The organism is Acinetobacter sp. DSM 11652 (assembly GCF_900109815.1).
GTDB lineage: Bacteria > Pseudomonadota > Gammaproteobacteria > Pseudomonadales > Moraxellaceae > Acinetobacter.
Genome location: NZ_FOBK01000003.1, coordinates 144,800 through 161,526, shown reverse-complemented (window position 1 = coordinate 161,526; position 16,727 = coordinate 144,800). Strand labels below are relative to the sequence as shown.

General features: G+C 41.5%; 13 protein-coding genes. 3 read left to right on the top strand and 10 right to left on the bottom strand.

Annotated elements, in window-relative coordinates; genetic code table 11:
- Window positions 1–7 precede the first annotated feature (7 nt).
- Window positions 8–1,339, bottom strand: coding sequence for a PGAP1-like alpha/beta domain-containing protein (locus tag BMW42_RS04440; RefSeq protein ID WP_092766543.1), 1,332 nt, complete (start codon window positions 1,337–1,339; stop codon window positions 8–10).
- Window positions 1,340–1,587: 248 nt separating this feature from the next.
- On the opposite strand from BMW42_RS04440, the gene BMW42_RS04435 reads away from it, so the two are divergent.
- Both BMW42_RS04435 and parE read left to right on the top strand, forming a co-directional pair.
- The gene (locus tag BMW42_RS04435) at window positions 1,588–2,172 is read left to right on the top strand and encodes a YqiA/YcfP family alpha/beta fold hydrolase (protein ID WP_092766542.1); all 585 of its coding nucleotides are present in this window, start codon (window positions 1,588–1,590) and stop codon (window positions 2,170–2,172) included.
- A 14-nt stretch (window positions 2,173–2,186) separates the two neighbouring features.
- Complete coding sequence (gene parE, locus BMW42_RS04430; protein WP_092766541.1) at window positions 2,187–4,067, top strand: DNA topoisomerase IV subunit B; 1,881 nt, start codon at window positions 2,187–2,189, stop codon at window positions 4,065–4,067.
- A 44-nt stretch (window positions 4,068–4,111) separates the two neighbouring features.
- On the opposite strand, the gene BMW42_RS04425 is transcribed toward parE, so the two are convergent.
- The 9 genes from BMW42_RS04425 to urtA form a co-directional block, all read right to left on the bottom strand.
- Window positions 4,112–4,408 (bottom strand): FmdB family zinc ribbon protein, encoded by a 297-nt coding sequence (locus BMW42_RS04425; protein WP_035264759.1) that lies wholly within the window; start codon window positions 4,406–4,408, stop codon window positions 4,112–4,114.
- 121 nt (window positions 4,409–4,529) lie between these two features.
- Window positions 4,530–5,708, bottom strand: a complete 1,179-nt coding sequence (fmdA, locus tag BMW42_RS04420; RefSeq protein ID WP_092766540.1) for a formamidase — start codon at window positions 5,706–5,708, stop codon at window positions 4,530–4,532.
- 39 nt (window positions 5,709–5,747) lie between these two features.
- Window positions 5,748–6,863: an AAA family ATPase gene (locus BMW42_RS04415; RefSeq protein WP_092766539.1), complete on the bottom strand. Its 1,116-nt coding sequence runs from the start codon at window positions 6,861–6,863 to the stop codon at window positions 5,748–5,750.
- A 38-nt stretch (window positions 6,864–6,901) separates the two neighbouring features.
- Complete coding sequence (locus BMW42_RS04410; RefSeq protein WP_035264753.1) at window positions 6,902–7,945, bottom strand: aliphatic amidase; 1,044 nt, start codon at window positions 7,943–7,945, stop codon at window positions 6,902–6,904.
- A 214-nt stretch (window positions 7,946–8,159) separates the two neighbouring features.
- Window positions 8,160–8,858, bottom strand: coding sequence for an urea ABC transporter ATP-binding subunit UrtE (urtE, locus tag BMW42_RS04405; protein ID WP_035264750.1), 699 nt, complete (start codon window positions 8,856–8,858; stop codon window positions 8,160–8,162).
- Between the two features lie 9 nt (window positions 8,859–8,867).
- Window positions 8,868–9,626 (bottom strand): urea ABC transporter ATP-binding protein UrtD, encoded by a 759-nt coding sequence (gene urtD / locus BMW42_RS04400; RefSeq protein WP_092766538.1) that lies wholly within the window; start codon window positions 9,624–9,626, stop codon window positions 8,868–8,870.
- Entirely contained in the window at window positions 9,623–10,789 is a 1,167-nt protein-coding gene (gene urtC, locus BMW42_RS04395; protein WP_092766537.1) for an urea ABC transporter permease subunit UrtC, read from the bottom strand. Before urtC ends, urtD begins: the two co-directional genes overlap by 4 nt.
- A gap of 19 nt (window positions 10,790–10,808) precedes the next feature.
- Window positions 10,809–11,729, bottom strand: a complete 921-nt coding sequence (urtB, locus tag BMW42_RS04390) for an urea ABC transporter permease subunit UrtB (RefSeq protein ID WP_092766536.1) — start codon at window positions 11,727–11,729, stop codon at window positions 10,809–10,811.
- Between the two features lie 79 nt (window positions 11,730–11,808).
- Window positions 11,809–13,047: an urea ABC transporter substrate-binding protein gene (urtA, locus tag BMW42_RS04385; RefSeq protein WP_035264741.1), complete on the bottom strand. Its 1,239-nt coding sequence runs from the start codon at window positions 13,045–13,047 to the stop codon at window positions 11,809–11,811.
- A gap of 202 nt (window positions 13,048–13,249) precedes the next feature.
- Here urtA and BMW42_RS04380 point away from each other — a divergent pair, with 202 nt between their 5' ends.
- Window positions 13,250–16,726, top strand: coding sequence for a hybrid sensor histidine kinase/response regulator (locus BMW42_RS04380; protein WP_092766535.1), 3,477 nt, complete (start codon window positions 13,250–13,252; stop codon window positions 16,724–16,726).
- Window position 16,727 lies beyond the last annotated feature (1 nt).

The window sequence follows — 16,727 nt, the reverse complement described above, 5'->3', positions numbered from 1 at the left end:
AAGATGGTCAGGTTTCTACGATTCCTTCCATGCTTTCTAATTTGATTAAATATTTACGGATTTGCTCTTCAGCTAATTCATCGTGATGTGGATAGAACCATTTAACGATTTGCTCAGCAACACTGGAATGGTATTGAATTTCCATATGATTGAGCCCGTAGAACACCGCTTTATGTGATTCTGGCAATTTCAGTTGGAATCGCGGATTTGGATGCTCACCCAAAGCACTTTGCACACTCACTAAGTAATCGCCAATGACTTTAAGTGTACGATTTTTACGATTTTCAAACTCAATTGTTCCAGCTACTAAGAATGTATTGATATGTGAAGGCAGCGGTGCAGGTTTACGATTATCATCCATCATGCCAATACGAGCGTGATTGTGTTCCCAGTCATCATCACGGACACTACCATGGCGTAAATCCAAAATACCATCACTGCGAATATTCACAATGTGGCTGGCTAACTTGATGATGGGAAAGTGTCCAATTTTTTCTTGAACGGCAAAGCCAATACGTTCTAGAACCGCACCATGATGTGGAGAACCTAAGCAGACCAAATTCTCTGCCATGTGAAACCATTGATGGAGATTTTGTTTACCATAAAACAAAGCACTTCGAGAAACCAAACCACCCATACTGTGACCGATTAAATCAAGGCTGGTGATACGTGGATTGCGCTTTACCAAGTCTTCAAGCATATTGGCCAACGAACGACCATTCGCTGAAATTCTGCGCCCAGTGTTGTAATGCAAATAAAGCATGGTGTTGTTGTCGCGTTGTGCAAGCAGTTTTTCACCAATACCGCCATAGTTGCGATTGGTCCAATCAAGATGATTCATGCACAGACCATGGCAAAAGATCACGACACGACCTGACAGGTCACCCTGTTGTAACTCTCCATAGTGATCATACAGATTACTGGTAATCGCCAACGGATTTTGATTTTTGAGTAAATAGTCGCCAATCACGCCATTAAGAGCACTGACCAAAAAAATCATTTTTGGCGTGAGGGGCTTATCATGGAGTTTCGGAAATTGATCAATGATTTTGCGCAGGGCTGGTGCGACCAAATAATTTCCGTAATTTAGAAGCGTGTCATATGAAAATTGATATAACTTTCGAACGTACGTTTTCTTTTGAAATTCTTTTGATGTTTTTTTACTTAAACCAAATACGGTTAAGAGCACTTCACGTTGAAGTGATTGAATGAGATTTTGAACAGCAAGGTTAATTGGAGTGCTGACCAGTTGTGCCAAACCTTCAAGCACATCGGCCTGACTTGGAGGAGATCGATCCCATTTACAATAGGTTTCATGTAGTGGCGTTAAACTCGGCATCTAGTCTTATCCTGATAGTGCATGATCATCTAAAGACACTTTATTTTTAGCAATGATCACTGTATAAAATTCCTTGTATTTATCTTATGTTGTTCATCCCGAACAATTTTTAAGATAACTTTGATTTCAGATCGGCTCTAATTTTTTTGTCTGACAATATTTGTTATCGTACAAAAGAGAAACAAATATGTGATCTGATTCACAATAAAAATTAGAACAATTTTGAGGAAAATGCAATTAATCAGTTCATGAATATTATCTATCTACATGGATTTCAAAGTAGTCCTTTTTCGATTAAAGGGCAACTGATTCGTCAGTATTTTGAAAGACATGAACATGTACAAGTGCATTTGCCTGATTTAAATATGCCGCCTGATCAGGTAATTACTTTGATTTCGACACTCATCGAGTCTATGTCAAATGTCGTTTTGATTGGGAGCAGTTTAGGTGGATTTTATGCGACGCAGCTTGCCGCGAAACATGGAGTCGCAGCTGTACTGATTAATCCCGCTATGCAACCATGGAAATTATTTAGAAACTTGTTTTCAACGGCGCAGTTTCCTCATCCAGTCACTGCGAATTGGTCGTTAGATGAAGCTCAGCTTGATCAATTGGAGGATATGGCAGTTCCGTTTGTGCAAGATGCAGACAAAATCTTGGTCTTGTTACAACAAGGTGATGAAGTTTTGGATTATCGTGAAGCGGAACGTTATTATAATTGCGATGGTCATCAAGCGTTCCTCATTACAGAAACATATGGCAATCACGCGATGGATGATTTCGCGGATAAAATACCCTTGGTATATCAGTTTTTAGCTGACAGCTTAAAATAAGGAAACAATTCAACGTGTCTCAATATACGGCCCAATCCCTTGAAGTCTTATCTGGTTTAGATCCTGTACGCCGTCGTCCAGGCATGTATACCGATACCACACGTCCAAACCATTTGGCGCAAGAGGTCATTGATAATGCGGTCGATGAAGCATTGGCAGGACACGCGAATAAAATTACAGTGACTGTGTATAAAGATGGTTCATTGTCAGTAGAAGATAACGGGCGTGGTATGCCAGTTGATATTCATCCTGAATATGGTCAAAGCGGCATTGAAATCATTCTGACTAAACTGCATGCAGGCGGAAAATTCAGCACAGATAATTATCAATTCTCTGGTGGTTTGCACGGGGTTGGTATTTCTGTTGTAAATGCGCTTTCCACACGTGTGGAAGTCCAAGTTCAGCGCCAAGGTAATTTATACAAAATGGCTTTTGAGCAAGGTGAAGCAACGGCACCACTTGAAGTTTTGGAAGGTAAAGCACCTAAACGTGCATCGGGTACCTCAGTTCACTTTTGGCCTGAAGCGAAATATTTTGATTCTCCTAAATTTGCATTAAAGGCGCTTAAACATAATTTAAAAGCGAAGGCGGTATTAGCTGCTGGCTTACAAATCAATTATGTTGATGAAATTAACGACGAAAAGATCACTTGGCAGTTTGAAAATGGTCTCGTCGATTATTTGATGGATGAGTTGGAAGATCGTGAAATCATCCCTATGCCTGCATTTGTCGCTACAGGTGACGCGGAACGTGCCAGTGCGGAGTTTGCGATTTGTTGGAATGTTGAAGGCGGAGAGAGCATTCAAGAATCTTATGTGAACTTGATTCCAACGGCGCAAGGTGGCACACATGTGAATGGTCTTCGTTCAGGTGTGACGGATGCGATCCGTGAGTTCTGTGAGTTACGTAATCTCTTACCACGTAATATGAAACTTTCAGCGGAAGATGTGTGGGATGGCGTGAACTATATTCTGTCTTTGAAATTTCAAGAGCCACAATTTTCAGGTCAAACCAAAGAGCGTCTTTCAAGTCGTGAAGCCTCTGGGATTGTGCAGAACATCGCAAAAGATGCTTTTGCCTTATGGTTGAATCAAAATTCAGAAATTGCAATGCAATTGGCTGAAATGGCGATTTCAAAAGCGGGACGTCGTTTAAAAGCTGCAAAGAAAGTTGAGCGCAAAAAAATCGTTTCAGGTCCAACTTTACCAGGCAAATTATCTGATTGTGTGGGACATAGTTTGGAAGAGTCAGAACTATTTATTGTGGAAGGTGATTCTGCTGGAGGATCTGCCAAACAGGCGCGTGATAAGAATTTCCAAGCGATTATGCCGATCCGCGGAAAAATTTTAAACACTTGGGAAGTCTCTTCAGATGAAGTACTTGCTTCTCAAGAGGTTCATAATATTGCAATCGCAATAGGAGTCGATCCGGGTTCTGATGATTTGTCTGAACTTCGCTATGGCAAGATCTGTATTCTTGCCGATGCAGACTCAGATGGATTACATATTGCGACTTTGCTATGTGCATTATTTGTGAAGCACTTCCCAAGCCTAGTTGAAGCAGGGCACTTATTTGTTGCGATGCCACCTTTATTCCGTATTGATGACGGTAAAGATGTGCATTACGCGCTTGACGAAGAAGAATTAGAAGGCATATTGAAAAAAGCCAAAACTAAATCCCCACAAATCACACGATTTAAAGGTTTGGGTGAGATGAATGCAAGTCAGCTCCGTGAAACAACATTGGATCCCAATACTCGTCGTTTGGTGCAACTAGATTTGGATGATGTGCATTTTACTTCAGGTTTATTAGATAAATTATTAGCCAAGAAACGCGCAAGTGATCGTAAAGAATGGTTGGAACAAAAAGGCAACTTAGCTGAATTAGTCGTTTAATTTTCTGCAGACACGAGCATTAAAGCCCGCAGATGCGGGCTTTTTTATACTTCACAGAGTGAACAATTCACACCACGACAGTTGTGTAGCACTGAACTGCGTGCACTATTTTTATTAGTACCTGGACCGCCCACTAAAGGTCCTGCAAGTTGTTCTGCACCTGATCCTGGGCGCCATTTGGTCTTCATGTTGATTTGTTGTCTGCCAGTAATCATCGGTTTCGCTAAGGTGGGTTGTTGGCAGTATTTGCATTCGATGGTGTCAGTTGCAATCCTAGAAATAGGCACACGTTGTTCAAAAATTCCTTCGCAGTGCTCACAGCGGAAATCGTATAATGGCATGGTCGTGCTCCTACTTATTTTTAAGCATGCGCATGTTTAAAAGTTAAAAAGGAGGTAGCTCGCATGCTTACTCAAGCTACCCCGTAAAATGGTGAAACCTGTAACAACAATAATGCGCTAATTAGCGTTTATGCCCCCAAAATTTATCGTCATTTAAAGCACCTTGCGGCAAGATATTTTGTTCAAAAATGGAGGTTGGGAGTGAGACGGTACATGCACAGTTTGGAATATCTACAATACCTCCGATACGACCTTCAACTGGTGCAGCGGTAAGTAACATGTAGGCTTGTGACCCAGTAAAGCCAAAGTTTTCAAGATACTTGATGGCTTTTAAACATGCTTGGCGGTAAGCCACTGTCGCATCGAGATAGTGATTTACACCATCTTCAACACTGATCCCTTCGAAAGTCAGCCATTGATCATAATTTGGACGTACATTGCTTGGAACAAAGATGGGTGAATCAATATTGTATTTTTCCATTCCACCTTTGATTAAATCGAAACCGACACGTGTAACGCCATCCATTTCAATCGCACCACAGAAACCAATTTCACCGTCACCTTGTGAGAAGTGGAGGTCGCCCATTGAGAAGCCAGCACCTTTTTGATAAACAGGGAAGTAAATACGGCTTCCTGCAGCAAGGTCTTTAATGTCTGTGTTACCCCCATGTTCACGTGGAGGAACTGTGCGTGCAGCTTCAGCCGCCATACGATCAAATTCTGGACCTTTCACACCACGCAGAACGGCTGTACGTGGATCAGGAGGGTTTGCCTGACCTTTAGGAACGAGCAATGCTTCACGGCGATTCCATTCTTTCAGTAAATCATGTGATGGTAGAGTTCCCATCAAGCCAGGATGTTTTAATCCTGCAATACGTACACCAGGGATATGACGTGAAGTTGCAAATAAACCTTTCAAATCCCAAATGGCTTTATCTGCCTCTGGGAAATAGTCCGCCAAGAAGCCACCACCATTTTCCTTGGCAAAAACACCCGAAAAACCCACATCAGAAATCGGTTGAATGTCTAGTAGATCAATGACCAACAAATCACCTGGTTCTGCACCTTCAACATAGAATGGACCTGTTAAAGGATGAGCACGTGTTAAATCCACATTTTTAACATCAGAAATATCGTCAGTATCTTTAATTTGTGCGTCAAGGAAATCCAAACTTTCAATCAGAATTTCTTCACCAGGTTTTACTGATGTCAGAAAAGGTAAGTCTGGGTGCCAACGGTTGTGACCAATTTCGGCTTGCTCCGCAAGTGGAACTCCTGGTTTGATTTTAATATGTTGCATAATGTATCCCCTGTATTGAGGTCAAATAAAGTTTAGGTCTCAGTGTTGTTGTGATGCTTCGTGTATCAGTAACGGATCAAGTTGTTTCACTGCAGGCTCAATCATCTGAATTTGAAGCTTCGTATTGTCGTAATCGATGATGAATTCACTAATGTGCTTGTTGTTTAGAAAAGCTTTCGCGAGTGCAGGTTCAACTAACACTTTAAAACGACGGCTTAAACCCCGAGCACCAAATCGAACATCATGTCCTGAACTCAGGAATCGAATGGCAGCATCGGTCAAAGCAATGGTTCGACTTTGCTTTTTTAGACGTTGGTTCATTTTGTCAATTTCGAGTTGGACTAAGGTTGCAGCAAAATCAGATTCAACTGGCTGATAATGTAAGATTCGCTCAATTCGATTTAGAAACTCAGGATCAAACTTTTTATCGAGTGCTTTTGTCGTGATTTCACTGTCATCTAATTTCAAATGCTTGGCTAAATTCTGGAGTGGTTTTGGTAATTGACAGAGTTGTTTCAGACGCTTTTGAGCATCTTTGGCACCCACATTACTCGTCATAAAAATCATGCAGTTTTTAAAGTCTAAAACCTTTGTACCCGCAGTTAATTTTAAAGTTCCTGTTTCAAGCACATTGAGTAGCCCTCGAATGACTTCAGTACTGGCTTTTTCAATTTCATCAAAGAGAACAATGCCAGGTTTGGAGAAACTCCCTTGAATCAGGGCTTCATCGAATAAAGTATTTCCTTCTTTAGAGCCGACATAGCCTGGTGGGGCACCTGTCAGGGCGGCTGCATAATGCTCTTGTGCCAATGTATTCATATCAATTCGACAGAATGCATCAGCTTTACCGTGTATCGCTTCAGCAATGAGGCGGACTGTTTCCGTTTTTCCTACACCGGTAGGACCTAACATCAGTGTGACACTTAAAGGACGATGAGCTGCGTTAAAATCTGCTTTCACTGTGGTAAGCATATTTTCAATTTCATCAAGTGCGGCTTCTTGTCCAATAATATGTTCACGTAGATGGGTCATCACGGCATCTGGTTCAAAACTGAATCGGGAAGTACGTGCAATACATTCCTTGCTTTGCATGTCATAGCGTTGTTTTGCCAAACTTTCCTGATTGGCATGTATACGGTCACTGGCAAATGTCATGTTCGAAACCTCCTGAAATCAAGTCGGACGAAGCTTCTTTAAGAAGCTTCTTTCTCTAACCCTTCGTGAGGTAAGTTGCCAATTGGGCACTCTGCAACGCCAATGGTTGAACGCGTAAACTGCTCAACATTTTCCTGTGCTTTTTGTGCGTCTAAGACCCATGTCTTGTAGAAGTCGAATGGACAATCGGCAACCCCTTTATCACCATCACCATTGTTGTATACGCCTGTATAGCCACGGTGTAGCAGCTTGAACAAGTGGTTTTGTGATTGATCGTATTTACGTGCATCACGTATTTCTGTGAGTGATAACTGTGCGTATTGGATACCATTTTCTTCCGTACCACATTCACCTAATGTACGTCCGTCAAAGCCGACCACTGCCGAATGTCCAAAGTAGGTATATACCCCATCAAAACCAGTACAATTGGCAACAGCGACATAAACGTTATTTGCCCAAGCCATACATTTGGCCATATTGATTTGCTGTTCATCAGCCGGGTACATATAACCTTGGCATCGCACCACAAGTTCAGCACCTTTCATCGCACAGTCGCGCCAAATTTCAGGGTAATTGCCGTCGTCACAGATAATGAGTGACATCTTGATGCCTTTAGGGCCCTCTGTCACATAAGTCGTATCTCCAGGGCACCAGCCTTCAATTGGGCACCATGGAATAATCTTGCGATATTTTTGAACGATTTCACCTTTGTTATTGATGAGCACTAAGGTGTTATATGGCACTTTATGCGGGTGTTCTTCGTGCTGTTCCCCAGTAATTGAGAATACGCCCCAAACATTTGCTTCAATACAAGCTTGAGAGAAAATTGCCGTTTCATCACCTGGGATTGTGGCTGCCGTTGCCATCATTTCATCATGATCATACATAATGCCCATGGTGCTGTATTCAGGAAAAACAATGAGATCCATACCTGGAATACCTTGTTTAATTCCTTTCAACATTTCAGCAATTTTTTTTGCATTCTCAAGTACTTCTGCTTTGGTGTGCAAGCGTGGAATTTTATAGTTCACTACTGCTACACCTACTGTATTTGGACTACTTGAGATATCACCGTGACGCATTCAACTTACTCCCCATATCTTTAAAATTAAAATCTATGTAAGGAGTTTCTCGTGAAATTGATCGATGCAAAATACGGTGAATTGCGTATATGAAGCGATATTGTGAATGAGTCTTTAGATCGAAATAACAATACCACTCCAACAAATGGTCAAAAAAAAATCCCCCGAAAAATCGAGGGAGATGCCAAATTAAGAGTTGATGAGATGACGTGCTTTAAACTGAAAGATATTTGCTAATGGTCGCTTCATCGACATTCGCTCTGACATCTTCATAAGCAAAACGGCCTTTATCGATGACCAAGAAGCGATCTGCCATCGCCATAGTAAAGCTCAGTACTTGCTCGGAGACCACGATAGTGAGGTCTCGTTGATCGCGAATTTCTTTTAGCGTTTTCGCAATATCTTTAATAATCGAGGGCTGGATTCCCTCGGTAGGTTCATCGAGCAGCAATACTTTGGGATTGGTGGCGAGTGCACGTGCAATTGCCAATTGTTGCTGTTGTCCACCAGATAAATTTCCCCCTTTGCGTTTACGCATATCCCAAAGTACAGGGAAAAGCTCATACAGATCGTCAGGTACTTTGCCATGGGCAGACGCAGGGAGACCCGTTTGAATATTCTCTAGAACAGACATGGTTGAGAAAATCATACGACCTTGAGGAACATAGGCAACACCATTTTCCACGCGTTGATACGGGTCAAGCTTTTCTAAGTTTTTACCATCGAGCTTGATTTCGCCTTGAGTATTTTTAATATCACCGATAAGGGTTTTAAACAGTGTGGTTTTTCCCATCCCATTTCGACCCATAATCGCCACAATTTCTTTGGGTTGAATTTTAAGTTCTAGATCATGAATGACTTGGCTTTGTTTATAACCTGAACACAAAGAACTAATTTCTAATAATCCGCTCATAAGGCCTCCTTAGTGTCCGAGATAGACTTCAATGACTTTTGGATCACTTTGCACATCATCCATTTTTCCTGCTGCGAGGATTTTCCCTTGGTGCAATACTGTCACTTTATCTGCAATGGTTTTTACAAACTCCATATCGTGCTCAATCACGAGGACTGAGCGTCCTTTACTGATTTCACGAAGCAGTTGTGCTGTCTGTTCGCGCTCAGAAACACTCATGCCTGCCACAGGTTCATCCAGCATTAACAACTCGGGGTCTTGCATAAGCAACATCCCTATTTCAAGCCATTGTTTTTGTCCATGAGACAATAGGCCTGCGGAGGTGTGTAATAAATCAGTGAGGAAAATTTTTGAAGCGACTTCTTGGATACGCTCTTCGACATCTTTGGTTCGCTTAAAGAACAAAGCCCCAAACACATTACGACCACGTGGGAAAGACATTTCGAGGTTGTCATAGACTGAAAGGTTTTCGTAAATATTGGGATTTTGAAATTTACGACCGACACCTTTACGAACGATTTCGAACTCTTTGAGCTTAGTCAGTTCAATATCATTAAATTTGATCGTGCCAGAAGTTGCTTTAGTTTTACCGCAAATCAAATCTAACACTGTTGTTTTACCTGCACCATTAGGGCCGATCACCACGTGAACTTCGTTTTTATCGAGATAGAAGTTGAGATCGCTGACGGCTTTAAAGCCGTCAAACGAGACTGTGAGATCTTCAATTACAAGTACAGGTTTTGCCATTTCTACGCCGACTTTACTCATTTCACACCTCCTTCTACTTCAATATTGCTATCTTTTTTGGACTCCGTGGGTTGATGGGGGGGAGGCGAAGCCGTTGTTTTTTTATCTTTGAAGATAAGTGGGCGAACATATTTTTCATATAAGCCAGCTAAACCATTCGGTAAGAACATCACAACGCCTATGAACAATGCACCAAGGAAGTACAACCATACTTCAGGGAATGCTTCAGAGAAGTAAGTTTTACCGAGGTTAACTAAAACTGCACCATATACAGCTCCAATCAGTGATAAACGTCCGCCTACTGCAGCCAAGATCACCATTTCAATAGATGGGACGATGCCAATAATTGTTGGAGACATGAAGCCGACTTGCAGTGTAAACATTGCCCCACCGACGGAAGAAACGACTGCCGCAAAGCAGAAGATAAAGACTTTGTACATTGAAACGTCATAGCCAGAAAAACGTACACGTTCTTCTTTTTCACGCATTGCAGAAAGTAAGCGACCTAACTTTGAGCTGAGAACAAAGCGACTGATCATGATGACTGCGATGAGTAACAATGCATTGATGTAATACAAAACGTACTTTGCTTCATCCGTACGGATGTCCCAGCCATGTAATGTCTTGAGATCAGTAATACCGTTGATACCACCAGTAAAGCCTTGTTGACCAATAATCAAAATTGTCAAAATCGCCACAATTGCTTGCATGATGATAGAGAAATACACGTCTCCTACACGACGAGTAAACATTGCAAAACCAATAATAAAAGCCAATAAAATTGGAATAATTACAATCGCGAATAGGGTAAATGTGAAACTATGGAATGGTTCCCAGAACATTGGTAGGCTGGTAATTTGGTTCCAGTCCATAAAATCAGGAATACCGGGTGTGGTTTGAGCTGCTGTGGATTGCATGTCAGAAGCTTCGAGCTTGAGGAACATGGCCATACAGTAGCCACCGATCCCAAAGAAAATACCCTGACCTAAACTCAAAATGCCGCCGTAACCCCAGCACAGCACTAAACCAATCGCGACAAAGGCAAACGTAAGATATTTACCCATTAAATTGAGACGGAAAACATCTAAAAACATGGGCATTACAAATAGGATCAGTACTGCCAATATAGCCAGTCCAATCGCACCTTCTTTACCGCCTAACAAGGCATTCATTGGATTACTCATATCAATCTCTCCTGAATACCTATTTACGAACTTTGATTGAGAACAAACCTTGAGGACGTAACATCAAAATGATGATGACCGTCGCTAAGGTAATGACTTTGGCAACAGAGCCTGAAAGGAAGAATTCTAGGACTGACTGGGCTTGTGCAATACTGAAAGCCGAAGCGATAGTGCCTAATAGACTTGCAGCTCCACCAAACACCACAACCAAGAACGTGTCTACGATATAGAGAGAGCCTGCAGTTGGACCAGTTGAGCCAATTGTTGTAAACGCCGCACCAGCAATACCGGCCAAACCACAACCTAATGCGAATGTTAGACTGTCCACACGCTTTGTATTAATACCAACGGCACCACTCATGAAACGGTTTTGGTTTGTCGCACGGAGCTGTAAGCCCCAGCGAGAACGATAGATAAGGAAATAGACGAAAGCAGTCACGGTGAGTGTGACACCGACAAGGAATAAGCCATTAATAGGAATATCAATCGTCTCTGTCGGTTGATAGGAGCCCATAAGCCAATCAGGTAGTGTTGGACTCACTTCTTTGGGACCAAATGTAGAGCGAAACACTTGTTGCATGATTAAGCTCAAGCCCCAAGTTGCAAGCAAAGTATCGAGTGGCCGCTGATAAAGCCGACTAATCATGAGCCGTTCGACCATATAGCCGATAATGCCTGCTGTCAGAAAAGCTGCCACAATCGCTACAATAAAATAATAGGGAAGCAATTGAGGAAAATAGCTTTCTGTCAGGGTTGAAATGACAAATGTGGTATACGCGCCTATTGTGAGGAATTCACCATGTGCCATATTGATGACACCCATTTGCCCAAAAATAATTGCAAGGCCCAGTGCCATTAACAACAGCACACAGAAAACAGAAAGACCATTAAAGCCTTGCATCGCAAATATTGCACCGAAGTCAGCTAAAGATAAATCCATCGCCTCATCCTCCAAGCTTTAAATAATAGGTTTGAAATGAAAAGATCAGGAGAGGTCTCTCCTGATCATGTGCTGTCGATTAGTAGCCTTTAGGGAATGGATTAGGCTTGATTAAACCTTTTGATTCGTAGACCACTTTGAATTGACCATTGGTTTGCACTTGTGCAATACGTGATTTGCTCCATAAATGATGATTGGCATCAATTTTCACGTAACCTTCAGGCGCATTTTTCATTTCGATGCCTGGAGAGGCTTTGGTAACTTTGGCAACATCAAAACTACCAGCTTTTTCAACTGCGGCTTTCCATAGCCATGGACCAAGATAAGCTGCTTGAGTCACATCACCAATTACTGCTTTAGGACCATATTTCGCTTTAAATGCTTTTACGAAAGCTGCGTTACTTGAATTATTTAGACTTTGGAAATATTTCATTGAAGAGTAGAAGCCCTTCATATTTTCGCCACCAATCCCCAGTAATTCATCTTCTGTCACAGAGAAGGTGAGCAGTGTTTGCTTATCGCCAGTCACGCCTGCAGCTTTCATTTGCTTATAGAATGAAACGTTTGATCCACCCACCACGGCAGCGACAATTGCATCTGGTTTACGAAGTTTGGTTTTGTTAATTAAAGAACCAAATTGCGTATGTCCAAGCGGGTAGTATTCTTCACCGACGACTTTACCTTTCAACACTTTTTCAATGTGTGTACGGGCAATTTTCATGGTGGTACGTGGCCAAATATAGTCAGAACCGATTAAATAGAATGTTTTGGCTTTTTTCTCACGTGCAAGCCAATTCAGAGACTCAAGCACCTGTTGCGTAGCTTCTTGACCGGTATAAATCACATTTTTAGATTGTTCTAGACCTTCATAGAATGTTGGGTAATACAGAAGCGAATTATTTCGTTCAATAATAGGTAATACGGCTTTACGAGAAGCTGAAGTCCAGCAACCAAAAATTGCTGCAACACGATCCTTTTCAGTTAATTTTCGGGCTTTCTCAGCGAAAGTTGGCCAGTCAGATGCACCATCTTCTTGAACAATTTTAATCTGACGACCTAATACACCACCTTGTTTGTTGATCTGCTCAATGGCTAAACGTTCTGCTTGGATGGCTCCTGTTTCAGAGATTGCCATCGTTCCTGTCGCTGAATGAAGCTGACCGACATAGACGAATTTATCATTTACGTTAAGTTTGGTTGTATTTACTTTTGCTGTCGCTGGAGCACTCGCAGTGGTCAAGACAGGTGCCAGTAAAAAAGGAACAGCGAGTAGTCCTGCGAGTAAGCCAGATGTTTTAACTTTAGATTTTAAGGTCATTGGTGTTCCCCTGATGAAGTGGATAAGGCCATTGCGCGATTTATTGTTTGCGCTTGCTATGGACTTAAGCCTAAGGGGTGTTAAAAAATGAGCATATACGTCACTTTACGTATATCGATGTTCCTCAAAATGTTTTTTGATGAAAGTTAAGCTGGGCATAGATTTTGCTAACTGTAAGGGTCTATTTAAATTGCCTAGCTTTATGGTTTCATCTAGCAATACTCCTCAAGCACCGCAACGGGTGATTCATACACGCCGTAAATACAATACCTGGGTGGTTGATGAGAGTATTGAAGACTATGCACTACGCTACGCACCGAGGTCAGTAAGACGGTGGTCCCTTTGGACGGTGACCAATACAGCGCTTGCAGCAGTCAGTTTTCTAGCGATGGAAGCGCTTGGTGCAACCATGTTATGGCAATACGGCTTTAGCAATGCATTCTGGGCCTTAGTGGTCGTTTCAATCATTATCTTTTTGACCAGTTGGCCTATTGGATATTACGCGGCAAAATACAATGTTGATATTGACCTACTTACACGGGGCGCAGGCTTTGGCTATATCGGTTCATCTATAACTTCAGTCATTTACGCCAGTTTTACTTTCATCTTCTTTGCTTTTGAAGCCGCTATCATGGCTTTGGCGCTTAAGCTTGGTTTAGGTGTGCCGCTGAGTCTAGGTTATTTAATTTCTGCGCTTATTATTCTGCCCCTAGTGATCAAAGGCATAGGATTTATTAATAAAGTACAAGCGTTTACCCAACCATTATGGATTTTTTTATTATTACTACCATGGTGCTTTGTTTTGGTGAAGCATCCGACTCTGCTTTCTGAAGTTGCCCTAATAGAAGGCGCGCAAAGTCAAAGCGCAGGATTCAATTTGGCTTTTTTTGGCGCATCTTGCACTGTTTTGTTTGCGCTGATTACGCAGATTGGTGAACAAGCTGATTATTTAAGATTTTTGCCAGACAAAAAAAATGCTCAAAAGAAATGGAATTGGGCGGTATTTTTAGGCGGTCCTGCATGGATATTGGTGGGATTCATTAAAATTTTTATGGGCATGATTTTAATGGTACTCGCCCTTAAATTTATGGTACCGAATCATGAGTTAAGCAATCCGAATTATCTATATTGGATCGCCTACCAACAAGTGATTGAGCATCCTGCTGCTGCATTATTTCTTACAGTCATGTTTGTGTGTATCGCACAGTTAAAGATCAACGTAACCAATGCTTATGCTGGCTCATTGGCATGGTCTAATTTCTTTGCACGCTTAACGCACAGTCATCCCGGACGTGTGGTCTGGTTAGTATTCAATATTTTTATTGCGCTATTGTTGATGGAGCTGGGTGTCATCCATGCGGTGGAGCGTGTATTAGGGCTTTATAGTAATGTGGCCTTGGCATGGGTGGGTGCCATCGTTGCTGATCTCGTCATCTGTAAGCCATTGGGGCTGAGCCCGAAAGGAATTGAGTTTAGGCGTGCTTACCTCTATGACATTAATCCAGTCGGTGTTGGCAGTTTATGTATTGCATCCTTATTGTCGATTTTATGCTACTGGGGATTATTTGGTGATATCGCAAAATCCTTAGCAGGATTTATTGCTTTAGGTTCAGCTATCGTCTGTGTCCCTATGCTTGCTTATTTTACTCGTGGCAAATACTACATCGCACGTCATGAAGATAAATCATTAAAACCAATAGAGACACAACGATGTGTGGTTTGTGAGCATGAGTATGAAATGGCTGACATGGCGACTTGTCCTGCTTATAACAATATGATTTGTTCTTTATGCTGTACCTTAGAAGCTCGTTGCCATGATTTATGTAAGCCTCATGCACGATGGTCTGCACAACTTAAGCATTTTGCAGTTTGGTTTCTACCGCGCCAATGGTTGAGATACATCAATACTAGATTGAGTCTTTATATTTTGATGATCTTTGTTCTGAGTGTGGTTTTGGCAGTCAGTTTAAGTCTGGTTTATTTACAAGAACTGAGTAAATTCGGCACAGTATTTGGATCAACTCAACAGCATGAGTTGCTGATGCTATTTGTGAAAATTTATGCCGTATTATTTTTACTGTTATGTGTTGCAGCATGGTGGTTGGTACTCAATGATGAAAGTCGCCGACAAGCTCAGCTTGAAAGTAATATGCAAACACAACTGCTCATGGACGAAATTGAAGCGCATAAAATTACAGATCGGCAATTACAAGATGCACGAACTCAAGCTGAAAAAGCCAATGAGGCCAAAAGTCGTTATGTTGTTGGAATTAGTCATGAACTGAGAACACCTCTAAATAGTATTTTAGGATATAGCCAGTTACTCAATAAACAAGAACAACTCTCTGAACAAGGAAAAGCTGCGCTGGGCGTGATTCGTCGTAGTGGACAGCATTTAACGTCCTTGATTGATGGTTTACTTGATCTTGCAAGGATTGAAACAGGTAAAATTTCTTTAGAAATGTCGAATATTGAATTTCCGAAGTTTCTCCAACAAATCGTGAATATGTTTGAGCCACAATTCCAACAAAAACAACTGAAATTTACGGTCGAAATTAGTGAAAAAATACCACAATACGTACGTATAGATAAAAAAAGACTTGAACAGATCCTTATCAATTTAATGGGAAATGCTTTGAAATTTACGCTCGAAGGAGAGGTGAAATTTCGAGTAGATTATCGCTTTCAGACGGCATATTTTGAAATTTATGATACGGGATGCGGGATTGCTGAAGCAGATCTAGAGCGAATATTCCAGCCTTTTGAGCGCGGACAAAATGTCGTACAAGGGAGCTTTGCTGGAACAGGTTTGGGTTTACCAATTGTTAAACTATTGGTGGATATTCTCGGTGGGGAGTTAAAGGTAAGCAGTACGTTAAAAAACGGTTCAGTTTTTAAAATAAAACTATATTTACCTTCAAAGTCGGTCATTCATCCGATTGCTGATGTCGCATCGAATACAGTATCTGGCTATATGGGACATCGCCGTAAAATATTGGTCGTAGACAATGAAGCAACTGATCGTGGACTAGTTTTAAATTTCCTTAAACCTCTCGGCTTTATTCTTGAAGAAGCAGAATCGGGATTGCAATGTCTAAGAAAAGTCCCTGAGTTTCGACCAGATTTAATTTTAATGGATTTGAGTATGCCTTTGATGGGAGGGTGGGAAACTGCAAAATTATTGAGAAATAATAAAATGACCAATGTTCCCATCATCATTATTTCTGCAGATGCTAATGAACGAATGCAGAACCCTGAAACCGATGTATTGAATGAAGACTTTCTGGTCAAACCCGTGGACTTAAATCTGCTACTGAACAAAATTGGAGATAAATTAGGCTTGAACTGGGTTCATCAGAATGAGCCAACTCAAGTCGCAGAAGAACCTCAAAAACAGGTTGAACCCTTACACTATGATAGCAACGCTTTATCTGTCAGCGTGATTGATGAGGATGATGTAGCACCAGAACAAGCGCTAATCAAACTTGAAGATTATTTGAGTATTGGTTATATCCGTGGAGCCAAAGAGATGCTCGAAATTTGCAAGAAACTCAATGTCTGTGATCCTTCTATATGGCAGCACATAGAATTTGATATTCAACGCTTCGATACCCAACGTGCATTACAACGATTACACGAGCACCAATCTGATATCAGATCTCATTTGGAAGGGAGTTAAG